The organism is Burkholderia pyrrocinia (genome assembly GCF_001028665.1).
In the GTDB taxonomy this organism is placed as follows: domain Bacteria; phylum Pseudomonadota; class Gammaproteobacteria; order Burkholderiales; family Burkholderiaceae; genus Burkholderia; species Burkholderia pyrrocinia.
Genome location: NZ_CP011506.1, coordinates 17,652 through 33,867, shown reverse-complemented (window position 1 = coordinate 33,867; position 16,216 = coordinate 17,652). Strand labels below are relative to the sequence as shown.

Sequence of the window (16,216 nt, the reverse complement as noted above, 5' to 3'; positions counted from 1 at the left end):
CGCCAGCACAACGTCCGGAATCCGGACAGATCCCCAAAATACACAATGGCCCGTAGACGTCAAAGCACTGCAAGCCGCGCATTCGCCTCTGGCAACCGAAACACGTCCGGATCGAACGGCTCGCCGAGCCATTCCAGAAGTTCGCGCTTTTCGTCGGTTATACGGCCGGCGAGCGTGCGCACCAGCTGCGCATAGCCCGCCGGGCCGCCGCAGTCCTCGGGTGGGCACGCCCCGGCGCCGGCGACGCAGCGCGGATAGCACGTGCCCAGGGCCGCCGGCCCGATCGCTTCGATCGTGATCACATGCTGCCAGCCTTCTTCCGGATCGTACGTGTAGATCAGCCCCGCACTGATCGTAGCCACCTCCTCGAGCCGCACGTCGGCGGCACCGCTCGCCAGTGGATTGAGCGCCCCAACCTGCCCCGCAAACCCGAACCCGTAGCGATGCCGGTCGTGCCAGCCCATCGCCGCCTGGATCACGTCGTGCAGCTCGGCCAACGAAATGTCGGCCGGCACCTCGAGGCGACGCCAGACTTCCGGAGCCACGTCCCGCAGACTGACCCGCAGCCGTATCACGCGCGGGCCAGGCGGCGCCTCGACGATATCTCCTTCGGCCGACGCCGAACTACCCGCCCCGCCCGGAAACGGAATCACGTTGCCGGCCGGCACCCGATAGGTCCACGTTCGCGCCGTGCCGACCCACTGCGCATCAATCTCGGCCACGCAATTGTGAAGATGCGCTTCGTCGCGGATCTCGTCGAACAGATCGTCGAGCGCAACGTCAAGCGCCGCCTCGTCTTCGTGCAGCACCTTGAGCGCGTACACGCCAGGCGCGAGGCGTTCGGCTGCGTGATCGGCGAGGATGCCGCCCTCGAGCGCACGAATCGTGCGCGCGCGGCCCCGACCGCCTGGCGCGACGTTCTCGATGCGCATCATGAGCTTGATCGGGGCGCACCGCATCCCGGCCACCTCGTCATCATCGCGCGCGCTGAAGGCATCACCCTCTTCGTCGTCACCGATCAACTGCGGCGCGAACGACGTCGATTCACGCGTGATAGGCGGCACCGATTCGGCGGCGGGCAGCGCCCGCGCCTGCTGCTGGTAATAGTCGAGCGCCGCCTCGAGCACGCGTTGCTGCTGCGCCTTCACGTAGATCGATGTGGTGGCCAGCGACGCGTGGCCGAGAATCTGCTGCACCACATCAATCGGCACACCGCGCGCGGTCGCATCGGTGCCGAACGTATGGCGCAGCGCGTGCGCACTGGTCTTTTGCAGCTGCGCGGCGTCCCACAGCGACAAAGCGCCCCAGCGCTGCAGCTCGACCTGCAGGCGCTTGAGCGCAGTCCGTACCAGGCGCCCGAGCGCATCGGGGGCATAGGCGGCCGGCTGGCCGCCGTGCCGCGCTTGAGCCGCTGCGGTGCCAGGAATCGCCAGCGGCGCGATCAGCGGCGGATCGTTGGCCGCCGCAGCGCTCGCATCACTGCCCTCCCACGTGAGTCCGCGATCCGCCCAGTGCGCGCGCAGCGCCTCGAACGTCGCCGGGCTGACCGGCACTGTGCGCACCTTGCTGCGCTTGCCGACCAGCGTGAGCGTCCACACCGATTGCCCCTTGATGCCGTCGACGCGCTTGACGCCACTGCGCCGCGCACGCGCCGCTTCGGCGCGGCGCAGGCCCGAATCAACCATCAGGCCGATCGCCGCGCGCGCGATCCGCCATTGTGCGGCGTCATCGTCCGGCCGTGCGCAGTGCGCATCCAGCGCGTCGCGCAGCGTGCGCAGCAGTTCCGGCGCCAGCGCGCGTTCAACCTGCAGCGACCACTCGCGCGTGAGCGTGGCCGGCAGCGTCACCGCGCTGAACGGGTTGCCGGCGAGATAGCGGACCTTGACGAGCCAGTCGAACGCCATGCGCAGCGTACGCACCGCATAGGCCTGGCTGTCCGCCGACAGCGAGCCGGTAAATGGCCGCCAGCGGCCACTCGCGCGGGGGCGCTTGGGTCCACAGAAGTCAGCGTTCGGCTGCGCTAAAAAATCCTTGTACGCGTCGCAGTCCTCGACGCGCAGCGACGAGACCGCGACGCCGCGCACCTTGAGCGCCCACAGTACGAAGCGCTCGATTTCGCGCGTATACGCGCGCAGCGTCGCGGGCCGGTCGCGGTAGCGCGCGAGCCACGCGTGCAGCGCGGCCAGATCGTGCTCGGCGCGAATGAACGGGAACCCGACTGCGCGATTGGTGCCGCCCGCGCCCGACAGCTCGACCGGCGCGGCTAGCCGCTCGAGCGGCGCCAGCGCCCTCGTACCCGGCCCGACCACGACCGCGCGATCGGGTGCGGGCGTGAGCGGGGTGGTGTCCACGGCGGCGTCGACGTCAGCATCGATCCGCGCGCCCAGCGTCGCCTCGTGCCGGCGCAGCCAGGCCACCAGCGTTTTGGCGCGCAGCGGGCCGATGCGGGGAATCGAGCGCCACCAGCTGCCGCCGTGCCGGTTGCAGTACGCGATCAACGCGCCGAGCGTCGCGATTCCCTCCCCGACCAGGCGCTGCGCGACGAGGGGCCGGAACCACAGCGCGAGCGCGTGATCGGCCGCGGGCGCCGCCGCGGCGAGCTTGGCCGCGTCCTCGACCATGCGCAGCGTCAAGGCGGTGAGCTTCGCTTCACCGTGCTGACGCATCGACGCGCGCAAGTGGTCGGCCAGCGCTGCGGAGCCGTTCAACAACGCCAGGCGCACCAACTCGTTGCGCATCGTAATTAGATGCCGCTCGACCGCGTCGGCCTCGGCCGGCACCGCGCTGTCTTCGACGTCGTAGAAGCGTCGCGCGATGGTCGCTGCGGGGATGCCCTGGATGCGCGCGCGCAACGCCGCGAAGTCGGTGCGCGTATAGGTCGCCGGCGGCGGCACCGTGACCGCTTGCGGACGGTTAGTCATTGGACTGCCCTCCCCCGTCCGGACCGATCACGCGATCGCCGTGCGCCCCGAAGAAAGTTCCCTTGGGGGAGCACTCGAGCAGCGCGATCGCATCGCGAATCTGCGCGAGCTCGAGCGGACTGCGCGCGTTGCGGTGGCACGGCGCGAGCGTGAACACGGCAGCGCCGAAGCGCTGGCCGAGGGTATCGCGGCGGGTGACGCGGGTGGGCAGGCGGGCGGAACGGCGGAGCACCATGGCGAACGGCTTTTTAAAAGGGCTCGGCCCTAAATATTTAAATGGCAACTGCAGTATTCTAGCAATTAAACGATGGGCTGCTAATAAGAATTAGCAGACAAGGCTGCACGCTAAAAAAATTGGGCCGCCCGTTCCCATGTCGGCGGCCCGCATTCAACCCAACTACCGCGGCGGCCAGGCTGTCGAGGCCCAAAACGACCGCCGCCGAACTAGCATAGGCGCTGCCCGACCAGGCAGCAAGGCCGATTTCGCACCCTTCCCCGCCAGGACGCCAATGCCGCTAATAGGAGTTATCGGCATTGACGACGCGCCACAAAAACCCGGCCGCAGCCGGGGTCGCCCATCGCTCAGGACCGCACGATCAGGTACGCGGCCACGAACGGCATGTTCGTCGCGGCGAGCGCCGCCAGCGGGTGAACCAGCCCGTAGCTCGCCGGCCACATGACCGAGAGCCCGCGGTCGACGCACGCCAGCGCGATCAGCGCCGCTCCGGCCGCCACGCCCCTGTCCCACCCGCCTTTCTTGAACTGCCAGGCTGTCAGATTCATTGTCGAGATCCTCTGGATTCACACGGTGGATGCTATCGTGCCGGCCGCTCACGCAGCGGGCTCGCCGTCCGGCAGTTCGGGGTCCGGCAGGAACGACACCTGGCCGGGCGGGATGATGAAGCTAGGCAACCAGTCATCGAGGGCCGTACACACGTGCTCGTAGGCGGCATCGAGCCCGGAACCCTCCGGTGCGTTCGGCGCGTCCGGAAACAGGCGCCGGCCAATCTCGATCATGTCGTCATCGAGGAAGCCGTACCGCCCCTTTTGCAGCATGGTCCACAGCGCATCGTAGCGCTCGGCCTCGAGGGACATCAGACCGACCGACATCTCCTCGGCGATCCGGAATTTCATGTAGCCGATGCACCACTCAAGGTACATCTGCTGGACAGCCGTCATCGGTGTTGTCACTTCGCCATCTCCTTCGCCACGCCCACGTCTCGCAGGACGGCCATCGGCATACCTGATGCGCCTGGCCGTCGGCCGGCGCTTATTGCTCGCCCCGGGACGCGTTGACCGTGCACACGATGCACGCGGCGAACGTTACTCCCGCCGGTACGTTCCAGCCGAGCGCGAGGCACCCGACAGTCAATAAAAAGGCCAAAATCGCCGCACCGGCGAATCCGTTCATCCCCGCTCCTATTCTGTTCTCAGGCACACTGTCGTGCGTCGGTGGCGCCCATCGTGCCGCCGGCGGCCGCCACGCCGCGTTACGTCGCCGATCGCAGCCAGTTTTCGACCGGCAGCCCGGCGACGCGGGTGAATTCAGCCGTGTTGTCGGTGACCAACACGGCGTCGACAGCCAGCGCGTGAGCGGCGATCAGCATGTCGTTGGCGCCGATCAGCTGACCTTGCTTTTCGAGCTCGGCCCGCAACCGCCCGTAGCACCGGTCCGCGTCGGGCTGCAGCGGCAACACGGTCAGGCTCGCGAGCAGCTGCTCGACGCGCTGCGCGAGCGTTGACGAGCCGCGCTTCCAGACGCCGAACCGCAGTTCCGCGGCGACGACGATCGAGGTGCACACTTGCTCCGGCGGGGTCTCTCCGATCCGCGTGGCGCATGCGCCGCGCGGGTCGCGGATCACGTTCGACAGAATGTTGGTATCGAGCAGATACAGCGTCATTCGATGTCGACCGGTTCAGGCGGAAGGTCCTCGATGTCCGGAAAGGTTTCGTCCAGCGGGGCCCATTGAGCGAACAGCTCGCGCAAGGGTGCCGCTTCTACGGGTTCAATGATCAAGCGGCGGCCTTCCCGGTGGATGGTGACCTCCGAGACCGGCAGCTCGAATTCGCGCGGTATCCGCACGGCCTGGCTGCGCCCATTGCGAAACAGGCGCGCGTGGCGGGTGTCATGGGTTGGCATCAGGACGCCCCCTCTTCAATCGGGTTAGCATATGCCACAGCATATACAAGCCGACGCGAATTCGCAATGCGCTCATGTCCATGCGGCGCACCGATCGATCGGACTTCTGCTTGGAGGAAATCACTTGCTGTTGCGGGGGCGTTTCGGTTCGCGCGGGTCTTCGCGGGTCACGCTCCGTGCTGCCTTGTCGGCACGCAGCCCGCGAAACGAGGGATGACGCAACTGTCCGGTCGGAGTCCACTCGAGAAACGCTACTTCGGCAACGAGCTCTGGCTTCAGCCAGTGGAACTCGCGATCGGCTTCGGGTTCTGGCGCGCGGACGAACGGCGAGCGCTTGCGGCCCAAGGATGCTAGGCGGTCCTCGAATTCCCGTGCCTGGCGGGGCGCGAAGCGCGGCGCGACGTGCCCGACGTAACGCAGCCGTCCGCCCTCCTCGTACACGCCGAGCAGGACCGCTCGCACGCCCCCAGTGGCGCCCTTGCGGCGCGAAAATCCGCCAATGACGAACTCCTGACGTCTACTGCATTTGAGTTTGATCCAGCTGTCCGATCTTCCCGAGCGATACGGCGCGTCCACCCGCTTGCCCATGATTCCCTCTAGGCCGAGGGCGCACGCCGAGGCCAGCATGGCGTCGGGGTCGGCATCGATCGCCTCAGAGAAGCGCACCTCGTTCCCGAGAATTTCGGCAACGAGCTTCGTTAGCGTGGCGCGGCGTTCACGCCATGTCCACGGCCGGAGATCATTGTCGTTAAGCCACATCAGGTCGAAGACGACAAGCGAGATCCCTGCAGTTCGACGTCTATCAAACGCATTCTGCAGGCCGTTGAAGTTTGGCCGCCCTTCTATATCGAAGCAGACAGCCTCCGCGTCAAGCCACGCACGGTTGACCTGCAATCGTTCAAGGACGGACCTCAGGTGCGGGAGTCGGGCGGTCCAGTCGTGGCCGTTCCTGGTGAAGATTCGAACGTCACCAGCTTCGATACGCGCGAGCATCCGGTAACCGTCGAATTTGATCTCATATCCCCACTCTCCCGACGTTGGGGGTTCTGCAGCAAGCACGGCAAGCGACGGCTCGATGAATTCCGGCATGCATCTATTTCTGGGTACTGGCGTCCGGGCACGGATGCCGCGCTCACTTGTCCAACGCCCCATATCACCTCCTCGCTTTGCAGGTATGTGGGCAATCTATATGCCCGTTGCCTGGGGCGTTTGACTAGGTCAGACCCATCTTGGCTCGAGCCAAGATCGGCCGTCCAGAGACTGAAAGCACTGTTCAGGATTGGTGGCAATCGTAACCGCCCCAATCTCAGTAAGCTGTTTCCGCGGAATATTGGCTCGAGCCAACTTTTGGACATCTTGTGGGACTCCCTATGGAACCCGTCTTGGCTCGAGCCAAGACCGTTAAGAACCGAGGTTCATACGTGACCATTCAACATCGGATCTGCGAGCTTGGCTCGGGCCAAGCCTGTGGCATTTTCGATTTCAATCGTTGTTACTTGACCACATTCCGTAAAAATCACAAAAAAATATAGAGATTTTATTGACTTATTTTGACTGAAGAATAAAACTCCGAACGTCGAAACGAACACTTTCCGATGGAGGTGAAATGGTCATCACAGTTGGGGCGGAAAAAGGCGGCGTTGGGAAGACACGCTTAGCAACGCACATAGCAGCGTTAGCGGCAACGAACGACGTTGACGTGGTTCTTCTCGATACGGACAAGCAGGGGTCCGCGATGAGCTGGTCGCGAATTCGAAACGAGGAGGGCGTTACACCAGCCATTCCAGTGCTCGCTCTTCCGGCGAATCCAGCACGAGAGCTGGCAAATCTCGCCAACAAGTACACCCTCGTCGTGGTCGACATCGGTGCGCAGAACTACCGGACGATGCTCGAATGCGCACTGTTGTCCGATCTCGTGTTGGTCCCGTGCGGGCCTGATCAACAAGAGGTGGAGTCGACCCTGAACGTGTTTTCGACCCTTAAAGACATGGGCCCACGACATGAAAGTGGGGAAGTGCCCGCATACGTTGTGCTCACCCGAGTGTCGCCGGTCGAAGGATCGAAAGCGACTGCCGAATTGCGAGCTTTTTTGCAAAGCGAGGACATTCGGCTTTTCGATTCTCAGATCCCGCAAAGAGAAGCTTGGCGTGCGACCGGGAAAACAGGCCGGGCTATTCATGAGCTGAAAGGTCGAGATCGGTCGAAGAAGGCGATCGACGAGATGGACGCTGTCTATCGGGAGATCATCGAGCGAATCAACGGGGCGGAGGTCGAATAATGGCTACATTTCGGAAAAAATCAGTAGCAGTCGAGAGGGTTGCCGCAGTGGAGGATGCAGCCTCGTCGGCTCCAATCGTGGGCGATCCGCGCATGGCGCCGTCGGTAGCGACTATCTCGCAGCTTAGGGGCGAAGAGGTTGGCTCGAGCCAAGGTGCCACGAAGTACGAAATCGGGCAGACGTATGAAGTTCCGATTGGAAAAATTAAATCAAATTCTGTCAATCCGAGAGCCATCTATACAGCTTCTGCTGTATCCGAGATGGCGGAGTCGCTAGCGGCCCGGGGGCAAGGCCAGTCGGCGAGCGCGTATGTCGATGAAGCAGGCGACATCGTGCTCATTGACGGAGAGAGGCGCCTTCGTGGTGCTCGAACGGCCGGGCTGCCGACGTTGCGGGTAGAGATTCGTCCGAAGCCAGCAAGTGAGCGGGAACTGTATGAAGAAGCACGTGCTGCCAACGTGGAGCGTAAGGATCAAAGCCCGCTCGATGACGCGCTCAAGTGGAAAGAGCTGCTTTCGCGGAAGATTTATCCGACACAAGTGGCTTTGGCCAAAGCGCTCAATCTCGGGGAAGACCATGTAAGTCGGACTCTGTCGCTCGCTCAACTGCCAAGCAAGATTGTTCAAGCCGCCGCCGAGTATCCGGAACTTCTCTCTCTTAAAATGCTGAACGCAATTCGAGAGTTCTGGGAAGTGAAAGGGGAAGAGGAGACCCTCGAACTGATCTTCGATGCTGCTAAGACCGGGATGGGGTACCGCGATGTCGCCGCTCGCAGAAAGGCTGCGGCAAAAGGGACGGTCAAGCGGCCGCGGTCGACGCGCGAGCAACTGTCCTTCCGTGGAGCGAAGGGAGAGTTCAAGTCGTTCGAGGAAGATGGCCGGATCGAGTTGAAGCTGAAGGGTTTGGCGCCGGACGTCGCGGCAGAGATCAGCGAAAAGATCTTGGCTCTGTTTCCGAAGGAATAGGGCGGTTGCTAGACCGGGCAGCGAGTCGGAGTCGATATCGGTGTGTCTCTGAATGACGCTGGAGGACATTGCTCACGTGACCGAGCAAAGTACACGACTATCGGTTATGCAGTGATGGAAGCCGGCGTCGCGCAGTCCTGTAGGCGACGCCTTGGCATCACTTCGCCGGGCAATCCCAGACGTCATTTTCTGGAGGGGGCGAGTGGTCTGCGGACCGTCTCCGACGGCCGTCCCACACACACCGGGGTTGGCGCGACGATGTTCGAGTTGATCTCTGGGGAGCGGGTGACGAAATCTCACAGAGAAACAACACCTGTGGTTGCCTTTAAAAGACAACCCCTTTAAAACCTTTAGCCTCCTGAGACCCTTATCCAGCAAGCGTTTCACGGATGATCGGTCATCCTTTATGGGGTGAAAGGTCAGGGTCCGTGGGGCGGCTCGGTCGTAGTTTATGGGGTGGGGTCATGTTTTGTGGGGCAGCGTGATTTCAACTTAAGACTGCGCCTCAACTAATTGAATACAAAGGGATATCTTCGAAACTCGGACGGAGTCGGATGGCCGCAGGTCGTACTTTGTGGGGCGAAAAGTCATGATTTGTGGGGGCGGCTCGGTGGACCTATCGAAAACGGCGCCCTTATCGCGTCTCAAGGTCATGGTTTGTGGGGGTATGCCGACTGGTGAGTAGGCGCACACTTCCTTATAAGTCTTTGAAACAATTCACTAATTTCTCGCCGGATTGGAAAGGTCATGGTTTGTGGGGCGCCCATGTGTCCGCCTTGGTCGCTCCAGGTCATGGTTTATGGGGCTTGCTCTTGCAGCAAATGTTGTGGCCCGAGAGGTCGTAGTTTATGGGGAGCGTGTGCGGCCCGTTCTGTCCGGCTGCTGCTCACTATTCGTGCGGAGTTCGGTGTGCGGCGAATAGAAACCAGAGCCAAAGGTCATGGTTTGTGGGGGGCAGAGGCCGGAGAGCGGGGCTCCGCAGCCAGAAAGTCATGACAGGTAATGGTTTGTGGGGCAGGGACACAGCAGGTCATGGTTTATGGGGAAGGCGCGAAAGGTCATGGTTTGTGGGGCGGATAAGGGCGTCCAATAGCTTCCGGCTCAAACAAAGGTCATGGCCTATGGGGACGCCACTTCTGTGCGCGATAGGTCATGGTTTATGGGGCCGGCCCCATGCCCGAGCAAAAGTCATGGTTTGTGGGGCACTGAAATGGTCGTGGTTTGTGGGGAAAATCTAAAGGTCATCCACAAGAACTTGCGAACATGACTTTTGCGCCCTAGAATGCTCCTCAACCTGTGAGGAGAGTATGGCGGTAGGAAAACAAAAATCCGGTAGCTCATTGGTGGCCAGTGTGCCCTCGAGCGAACTTCGCAAGCACGTTGGTACGGTGCATGTCGGAGGCGATCTCGGGTTGCTTGGGCGGAAGTTGTCGAATGTCCTACTGCTGAACGCCTACGACAATCTGTTGAAGAAGTCAGTTCATGAGATTCCCGTTGGGATCATGAGCGAGATGCTGGGGTTCGATAGTAAGAACACGAGCGCACTCAAGGAAGCGCTCAAGAAGATCTCGACCACCCCGATTGAGTTCGATATTTTGCATGCGGCTGGGGACGAGGAGTGGGGAGTTACAACCCTTCTGAGCTCGGCGAACATCCGAAACGGGATCGTCACATACGAGTACAGCAGCGCGCTCGCAAACAAGCTCGCGAACCCCGAAATCTACCTGCTCATCAACATCAACGTCCAAAAGCAGTTCAGTGGGGCGTATGCGCTCGCTTTGTATGAAAACTGTTTGCGATTCAAACGCACAGGGTCGACTGGTTGGATATCGGTCGACATCTGGCGAAAGCTTCTCGGTGCCGAAGCGTCAACATACGACGAGTTCAAACACTTCAATTCGGAAGTGATCAAAAAGGCGGTGAAGGAAGTAAACACGGTATCGAATATATTGATCACTCCGGAGTACGAACGACAGAACCGTCGTGTCGCCAAGATCCGTTTCTTGGTGGAGGACAATCCGCAGCGGTCGATGTACGACGAGAGTGATAGTGAGGAGCAGGCCGCGATCCGTGATTCTGAAACCTATCGTCGACTCGTGAAGCTTGGTATCTCGGGCCGACTTGCTGTCGATTGGATCCAGCATGATCCAGAGCGGGCGACGAAGACGGCCCAGTATGTAGAGCAGCAGATTCGGAACAAGAAGATTAAAAAGAATGCTGGCGGATACGCGCGGACGGTATTCGAAGGCGGGGGAGACATCGAGACGGTTGAGGTGATTGAAGAGTCCGCCCGTCGGGCGCAGAAGGCAGTGATCGATGAAGCAGAGGCAGCGGCGGATGCGAGGTCGAAGCTGATCTCCACCGCGATTCGCGGTTTGTCGTCGGACGAGCGGAGCGAGTTCGTGCGCCAATATGCAGCGTCTGGGGGCGCCGTCGGGTCGTATGTCGAAGCAGAAGGGGTGTTCAAGAACGTTCTCGAGAAAACTGCCTTCACTGCATGGCTTGCGGGTAGGATTGGCGAAACGCTCGCGTAAATCTTCCTGTAGCTCGGCTTCGATAGCGTCGTCCCTAACAAAACTCCCGCGCCGTCGTCGGTAGCGCACCGAGCAACTCGGTCCTGTCGACGAGCTTGCTCGCGATGAGGTGCCGCACCTGACCTTCGGCCTGCCACACGCCGTACACGGCGAGCAGCGCAGCGCCGAGCGCTTCCTTCCGAAACTTCTCCAACAGACCGGGCCAGAGGATCACGTTGACCTGGCCCGTCTCGTCCTCGAGCGTCATGAACAGCACACCGTTCGCTGTGCCCGGCCGTTGCCGAACCGTGACCAGTCCGCACGCACGCGCGAGCTGGCCGTTCCGCAACGTCGCCAGCTGCTCGGCCGACTGCAGGTGATCGAGCGCCAGGCGATCGCGCAGCAGCGCCAGCGGATGCCGGCCGAGCGTGAAGCCCATCGCGCGATAGTCGGTCACGATCTCGTGGCCCTCCGATGCTTGAGGCAACGCCGGCACCGCGTCGTCGCGCTCGGTGCCGCGCAGCAGATCTCGATCAGGCACGGCAGCGGCCGCGAGCCAAAGCGCCGCGCGTCGGTTGCCGCCGGCGAGCGAGCGAAGAGCATTCGCGCGCGCGAGCACCTGCAGGTCGTGGCGATCCAGCCGCGCGCGGCGCGCGAGGTCCGCGACGTCGACGAATGGTCGCGCAGCGCGTGCGAGCTCGATGCGGCCGGCCACGTCTTCGCGCATGCCGCGCAACAGCGAGAAACCGAGGCGCACGGGCGCCGACGTCGTCGGGCCTTCGAGCGCTGAATCCCATGTGCTCACGTTGACGTCGACGGGCAGCACCTCAACGCCGCGGCGTCGTGCGTCCTGCAGCAGCTGCGACGGCGTATAAAAGCCCATCGGCTGGCTGTTGAGCAGGGCAGCCAGAAACACGGCCGGTTCGTGGCGACGCAACCATGCGCTCGAGTAGACGAGTAGCGCGAAGCTGGCCGCGTGGCTCTCCGGGAAGCCGTAGTCGCCGAAGCCCTTGATCTGCGCGAAGATCGCCTCGGCGAACTCGTGATCGTAGCCGCGCGCGAGCATGCCGCTGACCAGGCGCTCGTGATACGGCTCCAAGCCGCCCTTGCGCTTCCAGGCCGCCATCGCGCGGCGCAGCTGGTCGGCTTCGCCGGCCGAGAAGCCGGCCGCGAGCATCGCCACCTGCATGACTTGCTCCTGGAAGATCGGCACGCCGAGCGTGCGCTTCAGCGCCTTCTCGACGTCGGGTGACGGGTAGGTGACGGGTTCGAGCCCCTGACGCCGGCGCAGGAACGGATGGACCATGCCGCCTTGGACCGGGCCCGGCCGGACGATCGCCACTTCGATCACCAGGTCGTAGAAACACTGCGGCCGCAAGCGCGGCAACATCGACATCTGCGCGCGCGATTCCACCTGGAACACGCCCATGCTATCCCCTTCGCAGAGCATGTCGTAGGTCGGTTTGTCCTCGGCCGGGATGTCCTGCAACTCGAATGTCTCGCCGCGCTTTTCGGAAATCATATCGAGCGCGCGGCGCACCATCGACAACATTCCTAGGGCTAAGCAATCGACCTTCAAGATGCCGAGGGCCTCGATGTCGTCCTTGTCCCACTGGATGATCGAGCGATCGTCCATCGCTGCGTTCTCGACCGGCACGAGCCGCGTGAGCTTGCCGCGGCTGATCACGAAGCCACCCGAGTGCTGCGACAGGTGCCGTGGATAGCCGAGCAGCTGCGCGGCGAATCCGGCCCACTGCTGGTTTAGCGGCGCTTCGGGATCGAGGCCGGCCTCGGCAAACCGCTGCAGCAGATCAGCGCGCGAGTCGAACCAGTGGTGCTGCTTCGCCACACGTTCGACGATCGCTGGATCCACGCCGAGCGCCTTGCCGGCTTCCCGCAACGCGCTGCGCGGCCGGTACGTGGTGACGGCGGCCGTCAGCGCTGCGCGATCGCGACCGTACTTGCGGTAGATGTACTGCATGACCTCTTCGCGGCGCTGATGCTCGAAATCGACGTCGACATCGGGTGGCTCATTCCGTTCCTTGGAAATGAATCGCTCGAAGAGCATCGATTGCCGCGACGGATCTACTTCGGTCACGCCGAGGCAGTAGCAGACTGCCGAGTTCGCAGCCGAGCCGCGTCCCTGGCACAAGATCCCTTGCTCGCGCGCGAACTGCACGATGTCGTAGACGGTCAGGAAATACGCCTCGTACTTCAGGTCGGCGATCAGCTGCAGCTCGTGTTCGATCTGCGCCTGGACGTCGACCGGGATGCCGGCGGGGAAGCGCCTGCGCGCGCCGATGTAGGTCTGCTCGCGCAGGTAAGTCGCCGGGTCGGTGCCGGCCGGTACCAGTTCATCCGGATACTCGTACTTCAGGTCGTCGAGCGAGAAGGAGCAGCGCCGCGCGAGGCGAACGGTTTCCTCGAGCGCGCCGGCGGGATAGAGGTTGGCGAGCCGCAGACGCGATCGCAGGTGACGCTCCGCGTTCGGCGCGAGCTCGTACCCGCACTCCGTTACCGGTCGGCCGACGCGAATTCCCGTCAGCACGTCCTGCAGCGGCTTGCGCGACCGAACGTGCATCAGCGGCCAACTGGTGGCCACGACCGGCACGCCGTGGCGCGCGGCCATGCGCTCGACCACGCCGCGGTGGATATCGTCCATCGCGCGCGCGTGCAACGTCAGCGCGACCCATGCGCGATCGCCGAACACGCGTGCGAACCATTCGACCTGCGCGTCGAGGCGCTGCTCATTGGCCGGGAAGTCGGGCGACAGGATCGCCAGGCAATCTGGCAAGCCGCGCAGGTGTTCGTATGGCGCTTCGGGATGATCGACGTCGAGAGGTGCGAGTCGATACGAGCCCTTCTTACCGCGCATGCGACCGAGCGAAATGAATTCGCAGAGGTTGCCGTAACCGTCGCGATTCGTCGCCAGCGCGGTGAAGGCAAGCGCGGGCGAGCCGTCGGCGGCCGTCAGCCGGAAGTGCGAGCCGATGATCAGCGGCATGTTCGCCGCCTTCGCTTCGACGTGCGCACGCACGACGCCGGCGAGCGAGCATTCGTCGGTGATCGCAATTGCGCTGTAGCCGAGCTGCGCCGCGCGCGCGACGTATTCTTCCGCGCGCGACGCGCCGTGCAGGAAGGAGAAGTCGCTTGCGACTTGGAGTTCAGCGTAGGCGGGCAGGGCGCCGAAATTGCCGGCGTTCATGACGATCAGCCGAAGAGGCCGTGAAGGAAAAAGCGGGATTCGCTTTCGTCACTGGCCGTCGGCCGCTCCTTGTAGATCCAGTAGCAGACGCCGTGGTCGTCCTCGGCAACGAAGTAGTCGCGCGTCACGGTCTGTCCGTCCTGCCAGCCGCCTTCGATGCGCTCGCCGGGCGACACCATACGCAGCGGCGTGCCGTAGAACGGCCGATGCTGGCGCGTGAGCAGCGGCACAGGCTTGGCAAGCAGCCAGGCCGGGCGCGGCAGATCCGCCGGCAGCGGCGACGGCTTCGGCGCGTCGCGCATCGGCACCCATCGCGCGGCCGCCTCCGGACGGTAGTCGGCCATGGGAGCCGGGACGAGCACGTTCTCGGCGCCGAGCCGCGCAGTCAGCAGTTCGAGCAGGCGCGCGTGATCCTGCGGCGTGCCGCCGGGCTCGGGAAACAGCGAGTCGCTCGGTGCGGCCGCTTCCTGCACGCGACGGGCGACGAGCCGCACGGCGATCACAGGGCCGGCGAGCTCGACATGGCCGAGCCGCTCCTTGACGAGCCGCGTGAGGTGTTCCTCGAATCGGGTGGGGGCGCCCAGCGCAATCTCGATCTCGGTCGGCGCGATCGCGTCGCGGCCGCGCTCGTGCTCGAGCAGCAGCGCGAACGCGCCGACGTCCAGCTGCTTCGCGGTCAACCAGCCGGTCAACTGCAGGATGAGGCGCCGCGCGACGAACAGCAGCGCCTCGGCGTGCTCGACGCGATCCATCAGTTCGACCCGCGTGTCGAACGACGGCGGCATTTCGAGCCAGTCGTAGGCGGCCGGCGCGGTGCCGGCGACCTGGTCGAGCCAGTCGAGCAGCTGCGTGCCGCAGCGCTTCTTCAATCCGGCGCGCGGCAAGCGCTGCAGATCGGCCAGCGTTTCGCAGCCGAGATCCTCAAACCAGTTCGCGTAGCGCCGCGCGTCCGGCGCCACGACGAGCGGCACGCGCGCGAGCGCGCGGCGCAGCGATCGGGCGGACAGCGCGAGGCCGCCGCGCAGGCCACGGGCAACCACCCACGCGGCTGGGCCCGACGACGCGACGGATATCGCCGCGGTGACGCCGAACGACGCGACGACGTCGCGCACGCGCTGGCGCAGCGCGCGGATGCCGTGGAACAGGCGCAGGCTCGCCGTCACGTCGAGCAACACCACGGCTTCGTCGGCGTCGACGACGCACGGCGTAAATTGAAGGAGCGCATATGCAACCCCGAGCACGAGCTCGCGCTCGCGCGCGGCGTCGCGCTCGCGGATCTGCGCCTCCGGCGCGAGGGACAGCACGCCACCGCGGCGCATGCCGGCGACCACGCCGAGCGCGCGCGCGGCGCGATCGAGCGCCACGACGCGGCCGCCCTCGAGCACGACGAGCCCGCGCGCATCGTCAGGCGACGGCGCCGGCGATCGCGGCCGGAACACTTCTAGGGTCAGATGGGATAAATGCACGCCGAGAAAGACTGCCATGGCGGTTCAACAAGATCGGCGAGGGGGTCAAGGGGACGAACAGCGGCGTGTCGCGTGCCGGCCCGCGGCGCTTCACGAACGTGACGTCGATGCCGTCACGCTTCGGCGCCAGCGCGAGCCGCAAGGGTGCCGGCGACGCATCGCGCGCGGCGGCCGCCGGCCGGAAGAGGTAGAACAGCGCCTGGCAGCTCTGCGCGGCGAGGTTGAGCCGCCGCAATGCGTCCGCACGGACGTGCGGCTGCCAGAGCAGCACGGCGGCGCACGTGCCGGCGCGCAGCGCCTGTTCGGCGGCCCACAGCGCGTCGGCCGTGCGCGGCGCCGGCAGCGTTACGAAGCCGGACGGATCGATACCCCAATACGCGAGCGCCAACGGTTGCAGCGCGTGTGGCGGCTGGATCAGCATGACCGGCTTGCCGGCCGCACGCGTGAGCACCGGCGCCAGCAGCCGAAGCTCGCCGATACCAGGCTGCGGTGCGAGCAGCTCGATCAGCGCGCCGGCCGGCCAGCCGCCGCCGGGCAGTTCGGCCGTCAGCTCGGGATGGCCCGTGTCGACGCCGCGCACGCTCGAGCGAGCCAGTTGGCTGGCTCGCCATAAACTGGGATGGATTGCTTCAGGGTGGGCGAGAGCGGGGTGCATTGGGGGTCGGTTACGCAAAATACTGTATGCTTGTACAGTATATGACAGAGATAACCGCCCTACCAACTCCCGC

The 16,216-nt window shown here is 64.1% G+C and carries 14 protein-coding genes; 3 read left to right on the top strand and 11 right to left on the bottom strand.

What is annotated here, in order from left to right:
- Positions 1 to 59: 59 nt before the first annotated feature.
- The 8 genes from ABD05_RS39495 to ligD all read right to left on the bottom strand — a co-directional run bounded on the left by ABD05_RS39495 (position 60) and on the right by ligD (position 6,150).
- On the bottom strand, positions 60 to 2,894 hold the full coding sequence (locus ABD05_RS39495) for an IS1096 element passenger TnpR family protein (protein ID WP_338012480.1): 2,835 nt from the start codon (positions 2,892 to 2,894) through the stop codon (positions 60 to 62).
- Between the two features lie 19 nt (positions 2,895 to 2,913).
- Positions 2,914 to 3,156, bottom strand: a complete 243-nt coding sequence (locus ABD05_RS34880; RefSeq protein WP_047904764.1) for a hypothetical protein — start codon at positions 3,154 to 3,156, stop codon at positions 2,914 to 2,916.
- Between the two features lie 347 nt (positions 3,157 to 3,503).
- Complete coding sequence (locus tag ABD05_RS34875; protein ID WP_047904763.1) at positions 3,504 to 3,704, bottom strand: hypothetical protein; 201 nt, start codon at positions 3,702 to 3,704, stop codon at positions 3,504 to 3,506.
- Between the two features lie 48 nt (positions 3,705 to 3,752).
- Entirely contained in the window at positions 3,753 to 4,112 is a 360-nt protein-coding gene (locus tag ABD05_RS34870; RefSeq protein WP_238594252.1) for a hypothetical protein, read from the bottom strand.
- Positions 4,113 to 4,191: 79 nt separating this feature from the next.
- Positions 4,192 to 4,332, bottom strand: a complete 141-nt coding sequence (locus ABD05_RS38700) for a hypothetical protein (RefSeq protein WP_167347872.1) — start codon at positions 4,330 to 4,332, stop codon at positions 4,192 to 4,194.
- Positions 4,333 to 4,411: 79 nt separating this feature from the next.
- A complete protein-coding gene (locus ABD05_RS34865) occupies positions 4,412 to 4,822 on the bottom strand; it encodes a type II toxin-antitoxin system VapC family toxin (RefSeq protein ID WP_011695140.1) in 411 nt (136 codons plus the stop codon).
- Complete coding sequence (locus tag ABD05_RS34860) at positions 4,819 to 5,061, bottom strand: AbrB/MazE/SpoVT family DNA-binding domain-containing protein (protein WP_047904761.1); 243 nt, start codon at positions 5,059 to 5,061, stop codon at positions 4,819 to 4,821. The genes ABD05_RS34865 and ABD05_RS34860 overlap by 4 nt, the downstream gene beginning before the upstream one ends.
- A 120-nt stretch (positions 5,062 to 5,181) precedes the next feature.
- Positions 5,182 to 6,150, bottom strand: coding sequence for a non-homologous end-joining DNA ligase (gene ligD / locus ABD05_RS34855; RefSeq protein ID WP_238594251.1), 969 nt, complete (start codon positions 6,148 to 6,150; stop codon positions 5,182 to 5,184).
- A gap of 517 nt (positions 6,151 to 6,667) precedes the next feature.
- Here ligD and ABD05_RS34850 point away from each other — a divergent pair.
- From ABD05_RS34850 to ABD05_RS34840, 3 genes are all read left to right on the top strand, one after another.
- A complete protein-coding gene (locus ABD05_RS34850) occupies positions 6,668 to 7,339 on the top strand; it encodes a nucleotide-binding protein (RefSeq protein WP_047904759.1) in 672 nt (223 codons plus the stop codon).
- Positions 7,339 to 8,304: a ParB/RepB/Spo0J family partition protein gene (locus ABD05_RS34845; RefSeq protein WP_047904758.1), complete on the top strand. Its 966-nt coding sequence runs from the start codon at positions 7,339 to 7,341 to the stop codon at positions 8,302 to 8,304. The genes ABD05_RS34850 and ABD05_RS34845 overlap by 1 nt, the downstream gene beginning before the upstream one ends.
- Before the next feature lie 1,307 nt (positions 8,305 to 9,611).
- Positions 9,612 to 10,838, top strand: coding sequence for a replication initiation protein (locus ABD05_RS34840; RefSeq protein WP_047904757.1), 1,227 nt, complete (start codon positions 9,612 to 9,614; stop codon positions 10,836 to 10,838).
- Between the two features lie 34 nt (positions 10,839 to 10,872).
- On the opposite strand, the gene ABD05_RS34835 is transcribed toward ABD05_RS34840, so the two are convergent.
- The 3 genes from ABD05_RS34835 to imuA are packed head-to-tail and all read right to left on the bottom strand — an operon-like array spanning position 10,873 to position 16,143.
- Complete coding sequence (locus tag ABD05_RS34835) at positions 10,873 to 14,022, bottom strand: error-prone DNA polymerase (protein WP_047904756.1); 3,150 nt, start codon at positions 14,020 to 14,022, stop codon at positions 10,873 to 10,875.
- 5 nt (positions 14,023 to 14,027) lie between these two features.
- Entirely contained in the window at positions 14,028 to 15,506 is a 1,479-nt protein-coding gene (locus ABD05_RS34830) for a Y-family DNA polymerase (RefSeq protein ID WP_047904755.1), read from the bottom strand.
- The gene (gene imuA, locus ABD05_RS34825) at positions 15,427 to 16,143 is read right to left on the bottom strand and encodes a translesion DNA synthesis-associated protein ImuA (protein ID WP_047904754.1); all 717 of its coding nucleotides are present in this window, start codon (positions 16,141 to 16,143) and stop codon (positions 15,427 to 15,429) included. The genes ABD05_RS34830 and imuA overlap by 80 nt, the downstream gene beginning before the upstream one ends.
- Between the last annotated feature and the right edge of the window lie 73 nt (positions 16,144 to 16,216).

Bases quoted from the DNA above. Each gene is read 5' to 3' on its own strand.
- ligD (WP_238594251.1), bottom strand. From the start codon at position 6,150: ATGCCGGAATTCATCGAGCCGTCGCTTGCCGTGCTTGCTGCAGAACCC.
- ABD05_RS34850 (WP_047904759.1), top strand. From the start codon at position 6,668: ATGGTCATCACAGTTGGGGCGGAAAAAGGCGGCGTTGGGAAGACACGC.
- ABD05_RS34840 (WP_047904757.1), top strand. From the start codon at position 9,612: ATGGCGGTAGGAAAACAAAAATCCGGTAGCTCATTGGTGGCCAGTGTG.
- ABD05_RS34865 (WP_011695140.1), bottom strand. From the start codon at position 4,822: ATGACGCTGTATCTGCTCGATACCAACATTCTGTCGAACGTGATCCGC.
- ABD05_RS34845 (WP_047904758.1), top strand. From the start codon at position 7,339: ATGGCTACATTTCGGAAAAAATCAGTAGCAGTCGAGAGGGTTGCCGCA.
- ABD05_RS34860 (WP_047904761.1), bottom strand. From the start codon at position 5,061: ATGCCAACCCATGACACCCGCCACGCGCGCCTGTTTCGCAATGGGCGC.
- ABD05_RS38700 (WP_167347872.1), bottom strand. From the start codon at position 4,332: ATGAACGGATTCGCCGGTGCGGCGATTTTGGCCTTTTTATTGACTGTC.
- ABD05_RS34835 (WP_047904756.1), bottom strand. From the start codon at position 14,022: ATGAACGCCGGCAATTTCGGCGCCCTGCCCGCCTACGCTGAACTCCAA.
- ABD05_RS34830 (WP_047904755.1), bottom strand. From the start codon at position 15,506: ATGGCAGTCTTTCTCGGCGTGCATTTATCCCATCTGACCCTAGAAGTG.
- ABD05_RS34880 (WP_047904764.1), bottom strand. From the start codon at position 3,156: ATGGTGCTCCGCCGTTCCGCCCGCCTGCCCACCCGCGTCACCCGCCGC.
- imuA (WP_047904754.1), bottom strand. From the start codon at position 16,143: ATGCACCCCGCTCTCGCCCACCCTGAAGCAATCCATCCCAGTTTATGG.
- ABD05_RS34875 (WP_047904763.1), bottom strand. From the start codon at position 3,704: ATGAATCTGACAGCCTGGCAGTTCAAGAAAGGCGGGTGGGACAGGGGC.